At 66.4% G+C, this 13,608-nt stretch carries 17 protein-coding genes; 10 read left to right on the top strand and 7 right to left on the bottom strand.

Translation table 11 applies throughout. The features are described from left to right. Nucleotides 1–47: 47 nt before the first annotated feature. Nucleotides 48–749, top strand: coding sequence for a YggS family pyridoxal phosphate-dependent enzyme (locus tag ACI1V7_RS25505; RefSeq protein ID WP_404534901.1), 702 nt, complete (start codon nucleotides 48–50; stop codon nucleotides 747–749). A 34-nt stretch (nucleotides 750–783) separates the two neighbouring features. Then, on the top strand, nucleotides 784–1,602 hold the full coding sequence (gene proC, locus ACI1V7_RS25500; RefSeq protein ID WP_404534899.1) for a pyrroline-5-carboxylate reductase: 819 nt from the start codon (nucleotides 784–786) through the stop codon (nucleotides 1,600–1,602). 120 nt (nucleotides 1,603–1,722) lie between these two features. Here proC and ACI1V7_RS25495 read toward each other — a convergent pair whose 3' ends face one another. The 5 genes from ACI1V7_RS25495 to ACI1V7_RS25475 all read right to left on the bottom strand — a co-directional run bounded on the left by ACI1V7_RS25495 (nucleotide 1,723) and on the right by ACI1V7_RS25475 (nucleotide 4,767). Continuing rightward, the gene (locus tag ACI1V7_RS25495) at nucleotides 1,723–2,013 is read right to left on the bottom strand and encodes a hypothetical protein (protein WP_404534897.1); all 291 of its coding nucleotides are present in this window, start codon (nucleotides 2,011–2,013) and stop codon (nucleotides 1,723–1,725) included. Further along, nucleotides 2,006–2,449, bottom strand: coding sequence for a phage holin family protein (locus tag ACI1V7_RS25490; protein WP_404534895.1), 444 nt, complete (start codon nucleotides 2,447–2,449; stop codon nucleotides 2,006–2,008). Before ACI1V7_RS25490 ends, ACI1V7_RS25495 begins: the two co-directional genes overlap by 8 nt. Continuing rightward, nucleotides 2,449–2,769 carry an ElaB/YgaM/YqjD family protein gene (locus ACI1V7_RS25485; protein WP_314540612.1) on the bottom strand — a complete coding sequence of 107 codons (321 nt, stop codon included), beginning with the start codon at nucleotides 2,767–2,769 and terminating at the stop codon, nucleotides 2,449–2,451. Before ACI1V7_RS25485 ends, ACI1V7_RS25490 begins: the two co-directional genes overlap by 1 nt. 39 nt (nucleotides 2,770–2,808) lie before the next feature. Further along, complete coding sequence (gene ubiA, locus ACI1V7_RS25480) at nucleotides 2,809–3,663, bottom strand: 4-hydroxybenzoate octaprenyltransferase (RefSeq protein ID WP_404534892.1); 855 nt, start codon at nucleotides 3,661–3,663, stop codon at nucleotides 2,809–2,811. Between the two features lie 159 nt (nucleotides 3,664–3,822). Continuing rightward, on the bottom strand, nucleotides 3,823–4,767 hold the full coding sequence (locus tag ACI1V7_RS25475) for a hydrogen peroxide-inducible genes activator (RefSeq protein WP_404534890.1): 945 nt from the start codon (nucleotides 4,765–4,767) through the stop codon (nucleotides 3,823–3,825). A gap of 140 nt (nucleotides 4,768–4,907) precedes the next feature. Between ACI1V7_RS25475 and ACI1V7_RS25470 the strand changes: the two genes are divergently transcribed. The 3 genes from ACI1V7_RS25470 (at nucleotide 4,908) to ACI1V7_RS25460 (ending at nucleotide 7,077) form a co-directional block, all read left to right on the top strand. Next, on the top strand, nucleotides 4,908–6,092 hold the full coding sequence (locus ACI1V7_RS25470) for a PilT/PilU family type 4a pilus ATPase (RefSeq protein WP_404534888.1): 1,185 nt from the start codon (nucleotides 4,908–4,910) through the stop codon (nucleotides 6,090–6,092). A gap of 90 nt (nucleotides 6,093–6,182) precedes the next feature. Further along, entirely contained in the window at nucleotides 6,183–6,665 is a 483-nt protein-coding gene (rfaE2, locus tag ACI1V7_RS25465) for a D-glycero-beta-D-manno-heptose 1-phosphate adenylyltransferase (RefSeq protein WP_404534886.1), read from the top strand. 73 nt (nucleotides 6,666–6,738) lie between these two features. Then, nucleotides 6,739–7,077, top strand: coding sequence for a hypothetical protein (locus ACI1V7_RS25460; protein ID WP_404534884.1), 339 nt, complete (start codon nucleotides 6,739–6,741; stop codon nucleotides 7,075–7,077). A gap of 7 nt (nucleotides 7,078–7,084) precedes the next feature. Here the strand turns inward: ACI1V7_RS25460 and trmL are convergent, their stop codons facing one another. Together trmL and ACI1V7_RS25450 are read right to left on the bottom strand one after the other, a co-directional pair. Further along, nucleotides 7,085–7,555 carry a tRNA (uridine(34)/cytosine(34)/5-carboxymethylaminomethyluridine(34)-2'-O)-methyltransferase TrmL gene (gene trmL / locus ACI1V7_RS25455; protein ID WP_404534881.1) on the bottom strand — a complete coding sequence of 157 codons (471 nt, stop codon included), beginning with the start codon at nucleotides 7,553–7,555 and terminating at the stop codon, nucleotides 7,085–7,087. Nucleotides 7,556–7,602: 47 nt separating this feature from the next. Continuing rightward, complete coding sequence (locus tag ACI1V7_RS25450; protein ID WP_404534879.1) at nucleotides 7,603–8,472, bottom strand: ComFC family protein; 870 nt, start codon at nucleotides 8,470–8,472, stop codon at nucleotides 7,603–7,605. Nucleotides 8,473–8,557: 85 nt separating this feature from the next. Here ACI1V7_RS25450 and ACI1V7_RS25445 point away from each other — a divergent pair, with 85 nt between their 5' ends. The 5 genes from ACI1V7_RS25445 to ACI1V7_RS25425 all read left to right on the top strand — a co-directional run bounded on the left by ACI1V7_RS25445 (nucleotide 8,558) and on the right by ACI1V7_RS25425 (nucleotide 13,592). Further along, nucleotides 8,558–9,478 (top strand): methyltransferase domain-containing protein, encoded by a 921-nt coding sequence (locus ACI1V7_RS25445; protein WP_404534877.1) that lies wholly within the window; start codon nucleotides 8,558–8,560, stop codon nucleotides 9,476–9,478. 282 nt (nucleotides 9,479–9,760) lie between these two features. Beyond that, nucleotides 9,761–10,951, top strand: a complete 1,191-nt coding sequence (gene coxB / locus ACI1V7_RS25440) for a cytochrome c oxidase subunit II (protein WP_404534874.1) — start codon at nucleotides 9,761–9,763, stop codon at nucleotides 10,949–10,951. 127 nt (nucleotides 10,952–11,078) lie between these two features. Then, the gene (ctaD, locus tag ACI1V7_RS25435) at nucleotides 11,079–12,683 is read left to right on the top strand and encodes a cytochrome c oxidase subunit I (protein WP_404534872.1); all 1,605 of its coding nucleotides are present in this window, start codon (nucleotides 11,079–11,081) and stop codon (nucleotides 12,681–12,683) included. 115 nt (nucleotides 12,684–12,798) lie between these two features. After that, on the top strand, nucleotides 12,799–13,374 hold the full coding sequence (locus ACI1V7_RS25430; protein ID WP_404534869.1) for a cytochrome c oxidase assembly protein: 576 nt from the start codon (nucleotides 12,799–12,801) through the stop codon (nucleotides 13,372–13,374). Continuing rightward, nucleotides 13,374–13,592, top strand: a complete 219-nt coding sequence (locus ACI1V7_RS25425; protein ID WP_404534866.1) for a DUF2970 domain-containing protein — start codon at nucleotides 13,374–13,376, stop codon at nucleotides 13,590–13,592. The genes ACI1V7_RS25430 and ACI1V7_RS25425 overlap by 1 nt, the downstream gene beginning before the upstream one ends. Nucleotides 13,593–13,608: the final 16 nt, after the last annotated feature.

Here is a 13,608-nt window from a genome sequence, read left to right as displayed (position 1 = left end):
CGGCGAGAGTGCGTGTAACCGAAAAATATTTCCTACAGAAAACCATTATGTCCACAATCGCCGCCAACTTGCAAGCTGTCGAAGCGACAATCGAGGCCGCCTGCCAGGCCGCCGGCAGGGCGCGTTCGACGGTGCGGCTGCTGGCCGTCTCGAAGACCTTCCCAGCGGAAGCGGTACTCGAGGCGCTCGCCACGGGCCAGCGCGCCTTCGGCGAAAACTATGTGCAGGAAGGCGTCGACAAGATCGCCGCTGTCGCAAAAGCGCGACCGGACCTGGTGCTCGAATGGCATTTCATCGGTCCGATCCAGAGCAACAAGACGCGCCCCATCGCCGCGAACTTCGACTGGGTGCACACGGTCGACCGCCTCAAGATCGCCCAGCGCCTGTCGGAACAGCGCCCGCCCGAGCGCGGCCCGCTCGATATCTGCCTGCAGGTGAATATCAGCGGCGAGGCGAGCAAGAGCGGCGTGCGTGCCGACGAACTCCTCGCGCTGGCGCGGGACGTGGTCGCGCTGCCCAACCTGCGCCTGCGCGGCCTGATGGCGATCCCGGAGCCGCAGGCCGACCCGGCGCTGCAGCGCGCGCCGTTCGCGCGCCTGCGCGCGCTGGCCGGTGAACTCGCGGCCGCCGGCATTCCCGTCGACACGCTGTCGATGGGCATGTCGGGCGACATGGGCGCGGCCATCATGGAAGGCGCGACCATCGTGCGCGTGGGCAGCGCCATCTTCGGCGCGCGCCATTACGAATGACATCAGCGGAATGACATCAGCGAACAGGAGCAGCATGAAGATCAGTTTCATCGGCGGCGGCAACATGGCCACCGCCCTCATCGCGGGCCTCGTCGGCGCCGTCGCGCAGGCACAGGACATCCACGTGGTCGATCCGGACCCGGAAGCGCTGGAGCGCTTGCGCGCGGGCTATGGCGTGACGACGGCGCCGGACATCGGCGCCGGGGTCGCGGCGAGCGACGTGATCGTGCTCGCGGTGAAGCCGCAGCAGATGCGCGACGTCGCGCTCCACTTGCAGTCGCAGCTCGGCAACCGCCCGCTGCTGCTGTCGATCGCCGCCGGCATCCGCGGCGCCGACCTGTCGCGCTGGCTGAACGGCTACGGCGCCATCGTGCGCACGATGCCGAACACGCCGGCGCTGATCGGCCAGGGCATCACGGGCATGGTCGCGATGGCCGGCGTGAGCGCGGCCCAGAAGGAAGCCGCCGACAGCGTCATGCGCGCCGTCGGCCAGACCGTGTGGCTGGACGAGGAAAGCCTGATCGATCCGGTGACGGCGGTGTCGGGCAGCGGCCCGGCCTACGTGTTCTACTTCCTCGAGGCGATGCAGCAGGCGGCCGTCGAGATGGGCCTGTCGGCCGAGCAGGGCAAGGCGCTGGCGCTCGCCACGTTCACGGGCGCGGCCCAGCTGGCGGCGCAGTCCGACGACAGCGTGGAAGTGCTGCGCCAGCGCGTCACGTCGAAGGGCGGGACGACGCATGCCGCCATCACGAGCATGGAAGGGGCGGGCGTCAAGGAGGCGATCGTCGCGGCCATGAAGGCGGCGGCGGCGCGGGGGAAGGAGTTGGGCGAGGAATTGGGTAAGGCCAACTGAAGCGTTGGCTTTAAGACCGTCGTCCCTGCGCAGGCAGGGACCCAATGTAGCGCTGACGCTACTTGAAACTGGGTCCCTGCCTGCGCAGGGACGACGTCGTTTGGGACCGCGCGTTTGCGTCTAGCGCCGGAACTGCCGCACGACACCCAGCACGTTGCGCGCCATGCTCATGCCCGTCATGACGGTGCCGGCGAGCGCGGCGATGGTCTTGCGGCGCGCGAGCATCACGCCCAGCATGGCGGCGGCCGAGGCCAGCACCGCCTTCTTGTGGCCGACGACGAAGCCGGCCACCGGATGGCCAAGGGCGTTCGACGGGCGCAGCGCCAGCACGGCATCGGCCAGTTCGGCGCGCTCCTCGGCGCAGCGGGAGATCAGTTCCAGGCGGCGTTCGGCGAGCGATGGCTTATTCATGGGCGGCTCCCGGCACGGAGGCGGCATTGACTGCGGCGTTGGCTTCGGCATGCGCCTCGGCATCGCGGATGGCCGCGGCCTGGCGCACGTAGTCGACGTCCTTGCGCAGTTCGGCCAGCGTGGCTGCCAGCAGCGGCGGCTTCGCGTTCAGGGACGAGCGCACCTTCAGCAGCATCAGCAGGGCGATGACGACGAACAGGATCGCCATGCCGGCCGTGGCCTGCAGCGGGTACGTATCCCAGAACAGCAGGATCACGAAGAAGGCGCCCAGCATGAAGCCGGCGGCCAGCAGGAACACGGCGAGGATGGCCAGGGCGACGTGGCCCAGCATGCGGCGCGCGTCTTCCTGGAACTCGACCGCGGCCAGTTCGAGGCGCGTGCCGACCATGGTGGCCAGCGTCGAGGCGGCGCGGCCTGCGGCCGCGAAGATCGCCATTATTTACGGGCGATCAGCATGCCGAGCACGACACCGATCGCGGTGCCCAGGCCGACCGCTTTCCACGGATTTTCCTTGACGTATTCGTCGGTGGCCTTGGCGGCGACCTTGGTCTTCTCGACCACGGCTTCTTCCAGGTGGATGATGTTTTCCTTGGCGGAGACCAGGGTACGCTCGAACTTGGCCTTGGCCGCCTTGAACTCCTCGCCCGTCAGGTGGCCGCTGTGGCGCAGCCAGGCTTCGGCGTCCTGGACGACGTTCTTCAGGTCGGACAGCAGCTGGTCGCGCGCGCCGGTCTGGGTCGGGATTTTTTCCATCATGGGTGGGCCTCTCTGTTGGCTATGGTTTATTGGACAATATTATCCTAAAGCATAGTCTAGCGCGACACCGAAGAATAGTGCGGCACCCAACCAATTGTTATGGCGGAAGGCCTTGAAGCACAGCATGCGGTCACGGCCGCGGATCAGCGTGTAGTGGTAGAGCGCCATCGCCGCCGCCACGGCCACGCCGGCCACGAACCACCAGCGCAGGCCCAGCATCCAGCCGCAGGCGAGGTCGATGCCCAGCGCCGCCGCGTAGCACAGCATGATGGCGGCCACGTCGTAGCGACCGAACGTGATGGCGGACGTGCGGATGCCGATCTTGAGGTCGTCGTCGCGGTCGACCATCGCATATTCCGTGTCGTAGGCGACCGACCAGAACACGTTCGCCACCAGCAGCCACCAGGCGACTGCGGGAACGTGGCCTTGCACGGCCGCGAAGGCCATCGGGATGCCGAAGCCGAACGCGATGCCGAGGTAGGCCTGGGGAATCGCGAAGAAGCGCTTGAAGTAGGGGTAGCTGCCGGCGACGATCACGGCCACCACGGACAGCTGCTTGGTCAGCGCGTTCAGCGGCAGGATCAGCAGGAAGGAGACGATGGCCAGCACGGCCGCCACCATCAGCGCTTCCCAGCCCTTGATCTTGCCGCTGGTGAGCGGGCGGTCGACGGTGCGCTTGACGTGGCGGTCGAAGTCGCGGTCGGCGTAGTCGTTGATCGCGCAGCCGGCCGAGCGCATCAGCGCCGTGCCGAGCACGAAGATGGCGAGGATCAGGGGATCGGGATGGCCGCCTGACGCCATCCACAAGGCCCACAGCGTGGGCCACAACAGCAGCAGGATGCCGATGGGCTTGTCGGCCCGGACGAGGCGGAAGTACAGCGCCAGCTTGTTCATGGAGGAATTCGGATTGAGAATCTGCAAATCCGAATTGTAGCGTGTGCCGGGCGTAACTCAGCCGATACGTCGCCCCTGCGCAGGCAGGGGCCCAATTTCGCCAGCACGGCCACGACGGCAAATTAGGCCCCTGCCTGCGCAGGGGCGACGGGGGTTTACTCAGGCCGCAGCTTGCAGCTGCACCATCTCCACCCCGGGCAGATGGCACTCCGCTACCGCATTGACCACCGCATCGATGGCCGCGCGCCGCGTGAAGCTCTTGCGCCAGACGATCACCACGCGGCGCGACGGCGCCGGTTCCTGGAAGGGGACGAAGGTCAGCATGCCGTTCGGGTCCTTCATGTCCGGCACCGAGGCGCGCGGCAGGACCGTCAGGCCGATGCCGCTCGCGACCATGTGGCGGATCGTCTCGAGCGACGAGCCTTCGAAGGTGCGCTGCATGCCGTTGCCGGGGTTCGACGAGAAGCGTGCCATTTCCGGGCACACTTCCAGCACCTGGTCGCGGAAGCAGTGGCCCGTGCCCAGCAGCAGCATGGTTTCGCTCTTGAGGTCCTCGGCCGAGATGTCCTTGCGCTTGGCCCAGGCGTGGTCCTTGGGCATGGCCACGACGAAGGGCTCGTCGTACAGGGCCTGCACGGCCATGCCGTGTTCCGGCAGCGGCAGGGCCATGATGGCGGCGTCCAGCTCGCCCTGGCGCAGCAGGTCCAGCAGCTTGACCGTGAAATTCTCCTGCAGCACGAGCGGCATCTGCGGCACGTTCTCGATCAGGTTCTTCACGAGCGGCGGCAGCAGGTAGGGGCCGACGGTATAGATGACGCCCAGGCGCAGGGGGCCGGACAGCGGGTCCTTGTTCTGCTTGGCCAGCTCCTTGATGGCGGCCGTCTGTTCCAGCACGCGCTCGGCCTGGGCCACGATCTGGGCGCCCAGCGGCGTCACGGAGACTTCCGAGCCGCCGCGCTCGAACAGGGTCACGCCCAGCTCGTCCTCCAGCTTCTTGATAGCGACGGACAGCGTGGGCTGGGCAACGAAACAGGCCTCCGCCGCGTGCCCGAAATGGCGTGCGCGGGCGACGGCGACGATGTACTTCAGTTCGGTCAGGGTCATGGTCGAATCAGGGATGCGAGCCGTGTCTCGATGAACACGTTTGCCGCAGATTTAGGCAGATGCATACTATTTTACCGTCAAAGCTGCCGATATAATGGACTGGCCTGGCAATATTGCCATGTGTTAACAGAGAATCCACGATGTCCTCGACCTTCGGCCCGGAACAAGCCCAGGCTTACATGCACAAGCTGCTGGCCGTCATGCACCAGCAGGGCGGCTCCGACCTGTTCATCTCGGCCGACTTCCCGCCCAGCATGAAGCACCAGGGCGCGATGAAGCCATTGAGTAACCAGCGCCTCACGGGCGAGGTCACGCGCGCCTTGGCGCTGGCCCTGATGAACGAACGCCAGCGCACCGAGTTCGAGACCGAGATGGAATGCAATTTCGCCATCTCGCTGCCGGGCGTGTGCCGCTTCCGCGTCAACGTCTTCGTGCAGCAGCAGAGCGTGGGCATGGTGGTGCGCACGATCGCCTCCGAGATCCCGACCTTCGAGAAGCTCGACCTGCCCGAGGTATTGAAGGACGTCGTGATGACTAAGCGCGGCCTCGTGCTGGTTGTGGGCGGCACCGGCTCCGGCAAGTCGACCACGCTGGCGGCGATGATCGACTACCGCAACAGCCATTCCGCCGGCCACATCATCACGGTCGAGGACCCGGTCGAATACGTCCACAAGAACAAGCATTGCCTCGTCACGCACCGCGAGGTCGGCGTCGACACGCTGTCCTGGCACAACGCGCTGAAGAACACGCTGCGCCAGGCGCCGGACGTGATCCTGATCGGCGAGATCCGCGACACGGAGACGATGGAACACGCGATCGCGTTCGCCGAGACGGGCCACCTGTGCCTGGGCACGCTGCACGCGAACAATGCCAACCAGACGATGGACCGCATCGTCAACTTCTTCCCCGAGGAGCGCCGCCCGCAGCTGCTGATGGACCTGTCCTCGAACCTGCGCGCCATCGTCTCGCAGCGCCTGGTGCGCACCGAGGACGGCAAGGGCCGCAAGGCGGCCATCGAGATCCTGCTGAACACGCCGACCATCGGCGAGATGATCCTGAAAGGGAACTTCCACAGCATCAAGGAGATCATGCAGAAGTCGCGCGAACTCGGCATGTGCACGTTCGACCAGGCTCTGTACGACCTCTACAACGCGGGCTTCATCAGCTACGACGAGGCGATCCGCAACGCCGATTCCGCCAACGGCCTGCGCCTGCAGATCAAGCTGTCGGGCGAACGCCAGGCACCCGGCGAAGGCGCCGCCAAGCCGGCCGAGCTGTCGATGCTGATGGACGAATCGGACGACGACGCACCGAAAGCAAGTTGACCGTATAAAAGCCACCGTCGTCCCTGCGAAGGCAGGGACCCAATTTCAGCGCGCCGAAGCCACGCCGCGCGAGCCGCCACGACACCAACCATGCCCACTTTCGAACAAAAAATCACCACCCGCGCCGACCTCCCGGCCCGCATCGCCCAACTCCCGCAACCCGTCGTGCTGACCAACGGCGTGTTCGACATCCTGCACCGCGGCCACGTCACCTACCTCGCGCAGGCGCGCGCACTGGGCGCCTCGCTCGTCGTCGCCGTCAACACGGACGCGTCCGTGAAACGCCTGGGCAAGGGCGACGACCGCCCGCTGAACACGCTGGCGGACCGCATGGCCGTGCTGGCCGCGCTGGAGTCGGTGAGCCTGGTCGTCGAGTTCGACGAGGACACGGCGTTGGAAGTGGTGCGCGAAGCGCGCCCCGGCATCTACGCCAAGGGCGGCGACTACGTCATGGACCAGATCCCGGAAGGGAAGGAAGTGATCGCCCAGGGCGGCAAGGCCGTCGCGATCGATTTCGAGCACGACCGCTCGACCACCAGGCTGGTCGCCAAGATCCGCCAGTTCGGCGGCTGAGCGCCGCGGAACCGCGCGGCGCAAGCAAGGTCGAACGGGGGCGCCCCGTCGAACAGGGGCGAAAGGATGCCGCATGAAGCTGCTGCCCGTGCCGTTCGCCGCATTCCTTGCCGCCGCCCTGGCTGCCTGCCAGTCATGGCAGGCGAGCGCGCCCGCGCAACAGCATCCGCCGCCGCACCGCGGCGCCGGCGCCAGTGCCGGATCGAGCGGCACGGCCGGATCGGCGACGGCGTCCGGCGACGGGGAGCCAGCCGCCATGGGCGACCACCACCCGATGTGCACGCTCAACCAGCGGCTCGAGCGTGCGCGCACGCCGGAAGAACGCCAGAGCATCCTGGCCGAGGCCATGCCGGGCATGCTGCCGGAAGAGCGCGAGCAGCACCTCCTGATGATGCAGCGCGAGTGCCAATGAGCGGGCGTCAGCCGCCGCCCGCGTAGCCGTTCTGGCGCCACGCTTCGTAGACGACCACGGCGACCGTGTTCGACAGGTTCAGGCTGCGGTTCCCCGGCATCATCGGCAGGCGGATGCGCTGCGCCGGCGGGAACGATTCGCGCAGCGCCGGGTCGAGCCCGCGCGATTCGGCGCCGAACACGAACACGTCGCCCGGCTGGAAGGCGACGTCGGCGAACGGGGCCGAGCCGTGCGTCGTCATCGCGAACATGCGGCGCGTGTCCGGCTTGGCGTCGGCCAGGAACGCCTCCCAGTTCTTGTGCACCTTCATGGTCGCGTAATCGTGGTAATCGAGGCCGGCGCGGCGCATCTTCGCATCGTCGAGCGGAAAGCCGAGCGGTTCGATCAGGTGCAGCTGGGCGCCCGTGTTGGCGCACAGGCGGATGACGTTGCCCGTGTTGGGCGGGATTTCTGGTTCGACCAGGACTACGTGAAACAAAACATTCTCCTTTGATGCCGCGTGATGGCGGGCATGGGATGCCCACCCTACAAATGAGGTGGCGTGCGGGCGACGACCAGGTTCGTCACGCGCGCCGCGCCGAAGCGCTTGAGCGTCGCCGCCAGTTCGCCCAGCGTATGGCCGCTCGTCATGACGTCGTCGACGAGCGCGACGTGCCGGCCCGCCACAAGGTCCGGGTCCGTCACGGCGAACGCGCCGCGCACGTTGCGTCCGCGCTGGGCCGGCGCGACGCCGGACTGCGCGACCGTTTCCAGCGTGCGCGCCGCCAGCCGCGGATGCAATGCTACCCCGAGCGCGCCGGCCAGCGGACGCGCGATTTCCAGCGCCTGGTTGAAGCCGCGCTCGGCCAGCCGGCCCGCGCCCAGCGGCACGGGACACAGCAGGTCCGGCAGGGCCAGGTCCGGACGGGCCAGCACGGCATCCCTCAGCATGCGCGCGAACCACGGCGCGAGCGCGAGGCGGGCGCCGAATTTCAGCTGCAGCACGAGCTGGTCGAGCGGGGGCGCATAGTCGGCGGCGGCCACGGTGGCGTCGAAGGCGGGGGCGTCCGACAAACACGCCCCACACACCACGTCGTCCCGGCGCAGGCCAGGACCCAATGCTGCATGCGCCACCGGCAACGCCGGATTCGATCCCGGCCCGCGCCGGGAGTCGTTTCCGGCAATGCCGGGAACGACGATGAGGCGCTTGTTTTCCGCGTCCGGTTCCGGCAGCGGATTCGCACAGCGCGCGCAGCGTACCCGCGGCAACACGTACGCCGCCTGGCATCCCGCGCACACGACCCCGTCGCAGCCGCCTCCGCACAAGGCGCACACCGACGGCAGCAGCGCGTTCAGCAGCGCCCGCGGCCAGCGGCGCCGGTGCACGGAGGCGGGCAGGGACGATCGGTCGCTCATCGGCTGGCTCATTGGTCGGCCCGTCGGCTTAATTACTGACAACCATGTACACTGCCGCCATTATCCCATTTGACAGCAGTTGACCATGGTTTCGCCCCAAGCCTCTTCCAAATTGAGCGCGCCCATCGACCTGATGCGCGTGCGCCAGATGTTTAACGATCCGGCCCGGACCGCCCGCTCGGACTTCCTGCGCCGCGAGGTCGCCAGCCGCATGTTCGACCGGCTCGCGCTCGTGAAGACGGCGCCGCGCCAGGTGCTCGACGCCGGCTGCGGCAGCGGCGCCGACATCGCCCAGCTGCAGAAGATGTATCCGGCGGCCCAGGTGCTGGGGCTCGACTCGGCGCCGGCCGTGCTGGCGGAAGCGGCGCGCGCCACCCAGGCGCCCCGTTCGCTGCTCAGCCGCCTGCTGCCGGCCAAGGCCGGCATCGACTTCGTCTGCGGCGACTTCGGCCAGCTGCCGTTCGCGACGAATTCGCTCGACCTGGTCTGGTCGAACCTGGCGCTGCACTGGCATCCGCAGCCGGACCGCGTGTTCGCCGAATGGCGCCGCGCGCTGCGCGTGGAGGGCCTGCTGATGTTCTCGACCTTCGGGCCAGACACCTTCCGCGAGCTGCGCAGCGCGTTCGCGGCGATGGATGCGGCGCCGCACACGCTGCCCTTCGTCGACATGCACGATTTCGGCGACCAGCTGGTCGAGGTCGGTTTCACTACGCCCGTCATGGACATGGAACAGATCACCGTCACCTACGACACGGCGGCGGCGCTGCTGGCCGACGTGCGCGCCTTCGGCGGCAATCCGCTCGACACGCGCGGCCGCGGCCTGGCCGGACGGGCGGCCTGGCAGCGGATGCTGGACGCGCTGGAAGCGCAGCGCCGTCCGGACGGCAAGCTCGGCCTGACCTTCGAGGTGATCTACGGCCACGCGTTCCGGCCCGCGCCCAAGACAACGGCGGCGGGAGAGGCCATCGTACGCTTCCAGCCGCGTACCCCCCCAAAAGCGCCGTGATGCCGCGGAGATTTTCCTTGAATAAAAATTAGCCATTTCAGTATAATCAATGACACTTTTTTCACGCGGAGTCGTAAAAAAGCACAAAAAATAGGCAGCTCCAGCAGCTTGCAGTCAACCTATTGCAGCAACATCAAGTCAGCAAAAAAGCCGTCGCCAGCCCCCGGTCGCACGTGAGAACCGGATGGCGAAGGAGATAAGGATTTCGGAGCGGCAGCAGTTCGTTCATGGAATTGCCGACCGTTTAAGAAAATTCACTTTTTTTGGGTGGTTGGGGACAACATGACTTATGCAAAGCGATTGAAAGCGTCGGTGGCAGTGCTCGCGTCCTCGGTCGCGGTGCCGGTGCTGGCGGCGGATCCCGTCGTCACCGGACGGCCGCTGGAGCACCAGCTGAACATGCAGGCGCCCGTCACGGGCATCGGCGCCTACATCTACAGCCTGCATAACTGGATGATGATCGTCTGCCTGGTCATCTTCATCGGCGTGTTCGGGGTCATGTTCTACTCGGTGTTCAAGCACCGCAAATCCCTGGGCCACAAGCCCGCCACCTTCCACGAATCCACCGCCGTCGAAATCGCCTGGACCGTCGTCCCGTTCCTGATCGTGATCGGCATGGCGCTGCCCGCCACCCACGCCGTGGTGGCGATGAAGGACACGTCGAATCCCGACCTCACCATCAAGGTCACGGGCATGCAGTGGAAATGGGGCTACGACTACCTGAAGGGGGAGGGAGAGGGCATTTCCTTCCTGTCGAACCTGGCCACCCCGCGCACCCAGGTCGGCGAGCCCGGCATCGCGCCGACCGTCGCCCGTACCGAGAACTACCTCCTCGAAGTCGACAATCCCGTTGTCGTCCCCGTCAACAAGAAGGTGCGCCTGGTGCTGACGGCCAACGACGTGATCCACTCCTGGACCATCCCCGCCTTCGCCGTCAAGCAGGATGCGATTCCCGGCTTCGTGCGCGACACCTGGTTCCGCGCCGAGCAGATCGGTACCTACCGCGGCAACTGCGTCGAGCTGTGCGGCAAGGAGCACGCCTTCATGCCAATCGTCGTGAAGGTCGTCTCGGCCGAGGAGTACTCGACCTGGGTCGCCGGCGAGAAGAAGAAGATGGCGGCGCTGGCCGACGACCCGAACAAGGTCTGGACCATCGACGAACTCAAGACCAGGGGCGAGAAGGTCTACACGACCAATTGCGTGGCCTGCCACCAGGCCAGCGGCCAGGGCGTGCCGAACGCCTTCGCCTCGCTGGTCGGCTCGCCCGTCGTGACGGGGCCGAAGGCGGAACAGATCGCCGTCCTCCTGCACGGCAAGCACAGCGGCAAGTACCCGAGCGCGATGCCGCCGTGGCCGCAGCTGTCGGACACCGACATCGCCTCGGTGATCACCTACACACGCAACAACTGGACGAACAAGGCCGAGGAGAATATCGTACAACCGGCCGACGTCCTCGCCGCGCGCGGAAAATAAGCAGCCACGAGATAACGTAACGTCGTTCCCGCGCAGGCGGGAACCCAAGTACAACGGATTCACGGAGACGGGGCCGACAGCCGCATCGGCGGCCCACGAAGCAGTCCAGCTCGAACAGGAAACCGCCATGACTTCCAGCACCATCGACCAGGCTCACGAACACGGCCACGCCCACGACGACCACGCCCACGACCACCCGCACGGGTGGCGCCGCTGGCTGTTCGCCACCAACCACAAGGACATCGGCACGCTGTACCTGTGGTTCGCCTTCACCATGCTGCTCTCGGGCGGCGTGCTGGCGCTGATGATCCGCACCGAGCTGTTCCAGCCCGGCCTGCAGTTCTTCCGTCCCGAGTTCTTCAATCAGCTGACCACGATGCACGGCGTGGTGATGGTGTTCGGCGCGATCATGCCGGCCTTCGTCGGCTTCGCCAACTGGATGATCCCGCTGCAGATCGGCGCGTCCGACATGGCGTTCGCGCGCATGAACAACTTCTCGTTCTGGCTGCTGCCGCCGGCCGCGCTCCTGCTGGCCGGCTCCTTCTTCGTGCCGGGCGGCGCCACCGCGGCGGGGTGGACGCTGTACGCGCCCCTGTCCACGCAGATGGGACCGGGCATGGACATGGCCATCTTCGCGCTGCACATCATGGGCGCCTCGTCGATCATGGGTTCGATCAACATCATCGTCACCATCCTGAACATGCGCGCGCCGGGCCTGACGCTCATGAAGATGCCGATGTTCTGCTGGACCTGGCTGATCACGGCCTACCTCCTGATCGCCGTGATGCCGGTGCTGGCCGGCGCCATCACGATGACCCTCACCGACCGCCACTTCGGCACCTCGTTCTTCAACGCGGCCGGCGGCGGCGACCCCGTCATGTACCAGCACATCTTCTGGTTCTTCGGCCACCCCGAGGTCTACATCATGATCCTGCCGGCCTTCGGCATCATCTCGCAGATCATCCCGGCCTTCGCCCGCAAACCCCTGTTCGGCTATGCCTCGATGGTGTACGCGACGGCCTCCATCGCGATCCTGTCCTTCATCGTCTGGGCCCACCACATGTTCACCACCGGCATGCCCGTGACGAGCCAGCTGTTCTTCATGTACGCCACGATGCTGATCGCCGTGCCCACCGGCGTGAAGGTGTTCAACTGGGTCGCGACGATGTGGAAGGGCTCGATGACCTTCGAGACCCCGATGCTGTTCGCCGTCGGCTTCATCTTCGTGTTCACGATGGGCGGCTTCACGGGCCTGATCCTGGCCGTGACCCCGATCGACATCCAGGTGCAGGACACCTATTACGTCGTCGCCCACTTCCACTACGTGCTGGTGGCAGGTTCGCTGTTCGCGCTGTTCGCCGGCTTCTACTACTGGGGACCGAAGTGGACGGGCCATATGTACCCGGAACTGCGCGGCAAGATCCACTTCTGGCTGTCGCTCATCACCTTCAACGTCACCTTCTTCCCGATGCACTTCCTGGGCCTGGCCGGCATGCCGCGCCGCTACGCCGACTATGCCGTGCAGTTCACCGACTTCAACATGATCGTGTCGATCGGCGCCTTCGGCTTCGGTCTGTCCCAGGTGTACTTCCTGTTCTTCGTCGTGCTGCCGACCATTCGCGGCGGCGTCCAGGCCGAGGCCAAGCCGTGGGAAGGGGCGGAAGGACTGGAGTGGACCGTGCCGAGCCCGGCGCCGTTCCACACCTTCGAGAATCCGCCGCTGGTGAAGTGAGGGGATGTCATGGCACCGCACAAACCGAACAACCTGCGCACGGCCCTGTGGGTCGGTGCGCTGGCGCTGTTCTTCTTCGTGGCGCTGTTCGTCAAGCGCCTCTGGATGAGCTGACATGCACGCCGACGCGCCCCGTGTCGAACAGAGCGGCCGCCTGCGGCTGAACCGCGTCACGCTGGCCAAGCTGGTGGTCGTGGCCTGCGTGATGTTCGGCTTCGGCTATGCGCTGGTGCCCGTCTACCGCCAGGTCTGCGAAGTCCTGGGCATCAACGTGCTGACGCAGAAGGACGGCACGGTGGAGCGCCCCGCCAATACGCAGGTCGACCTGGCCCGCACCGTCACCATCGAACTGGACGGCAACGCCCAGGGACCGTGGCGCTTCCGCCCGACCCAGCGCAGCATCGACGTGCATCCGGGCGAGATGGCGACCGTGGTCTACGAAGTCGTGAACACCCAGGCCAGGACGGTGAAGGCGCAGGCGATTCCCAGCTATGCGCCGCAATCGGCCATGCCGCATTTCAAGAAGGTGGAATGCTTCTGCTTCCAGGAGCAGGTACTGAAACCGAACGAGGCGCGCCAGATGCCCGTCGTGTTCTTCATCGACCCGGCGCTGCCGCGCGAGGTGAAGAACATCACGCTGTCGTACACCTTCTTCGAGATCGGCGGCGCCGTTGCCGCCAAGGGGATCTGATGGAGCAGCACGAACGGCCCCAGGATCGCCCGGCCTCGTTCGGCGCCACGATGAAGGCCGTGTTCTGGTCCTTCTTCGGGATCCGCAAGGGGAAGGACTACGAGCGCGACGCGGCCAGCCTGAACCCGCTGTACGTCATCGCCGGGGCGTTGCTCGGCGTCGCGATCTTCATTGGCGTACTGCTGTTGCTGGTGCGGTTCGCCGTCACGCATGGTTGAACGAAGAGAGGAGACA

The organism is Massilia paldalensis (genome assembly GCF_044901715.1).
GTDB lineage: Bacteria > Pseudomonadota > Gammaproteobacteria > Burkholderiales > Burkholderiaceae_D > Telluria > Telluria paldalensis.
Note: the sequence above shows the minus strand (reverse complement) of the source record. Positions and strands in the feature narration are given on the sequence as shown.

Coding starts and splice junctions, on each gene's coding strand:
- ctaD (WP_404534872.1), top strand. CDS start 11,079: ATGACTTCCAGCACCATCGACCAGGCTCACGAACACGGCCACGCCCAC.
- ACI1V7_RS25445 (WP_404534877.1), top strand. CDS start 8,558: ATGGTTTCGCCCCAAGCCTCTTCCAAATTGAGCGCGCCCATCGACCTG.
- ACI1V7_RS25430 (WP_404534869.1), top strand. CDS start 12,799: ATGCACGCCGACGCGCCCCGTGTCGAACAGAGCGGCCGCCTGCGGCTG.
- ACI1V7_RS25485 (WP_314540612.1), bottom strand. CDS start 2,769: ATGATGGAAAAAATCCCGACCCAGACCGGCGCGCGCGACCAGCTGCTG.
- ACI1V7_RS25495 (WP_404534897.1), bottom strand. CDS start 2,013: ATGAATAAGCCATCGCTCGCCGAACGCCGCCTGGAACTGATCTCCCGC.
- coxB (WP_404534874.1), top strand. CDS start 9,761: ATGACTTATGCAAAGCGATTGAAAGCGTCGGTGGCAGTGCTCGCGTCC.
- ACI1V7_RS25460 (WP_404534884.1), top strand. CDS start 6,739: ATGAAGCTGCTGCCCGTGCCGTTCGCCGCATTCCTTGCCGCCGCCCTG.
- ACI1V7_RS25470 (WP_404534888.1), top strand. CDS start 4,908: ATGTCCTCGACCTTCGGCCCGGAACAAGCCCAGGCTTACATGCACAAG.
- proC (WP_404534899.1), top strand. CDS start 784: ATGAAGATCAGTTTCATCGGCGGCGGCAACATGGCCACCGCCCTCATC.
- rfaE2 (WP_404534886.1), top strand. CDS start 6,183: ATGCCCACTTTCGAACAAAAAATCACCACCCGCGCCGACCTCCCGGCC.
- ACI1V7_RS25425 (WP_404534866.1), top strand. CDS start 13,374: ATGGAGCAGCACGAACGGCCCCAGGATCGCCCGGCCTCGTTCGGCGCC.
- ACI1V7_RS25505 (WP_404534901.1), top strand. CDS start 48: ATGTCCACAATCGCCGCCAACTTGCAAGCTGTCGAAGCGACAATCGAG.
- ACI1V7_RS25475 (WP_404534890.1), bottom strand. CDS start 4,767: ATGACCCTGACCGAACTGAAGTACATCGTCGCCGTCGCCCGCGCACGC.
- ubiA (WP_404534892.1), bottom strand. CDS start 3,663: ATGAACAAGCTGGCGCTGTACTTCCGCCTCGTCCGGGCCGACAAGCCC.
- ACI1V7_RS25490 (WP_404534895.1), bottom strand. CDS start 2,449: ATGGCGATCTTCGCGGCCGCAGGCCGCGCCGCCTCGACGCTGGCCACC.
- ACI1V7_RS25450 (WP_404534879.1), bottom strand. CDS start 8,472: ATGAGCGACCGATCGTCCCTGCCCGCCTCCGTGCACCGGCGCCGCTGG.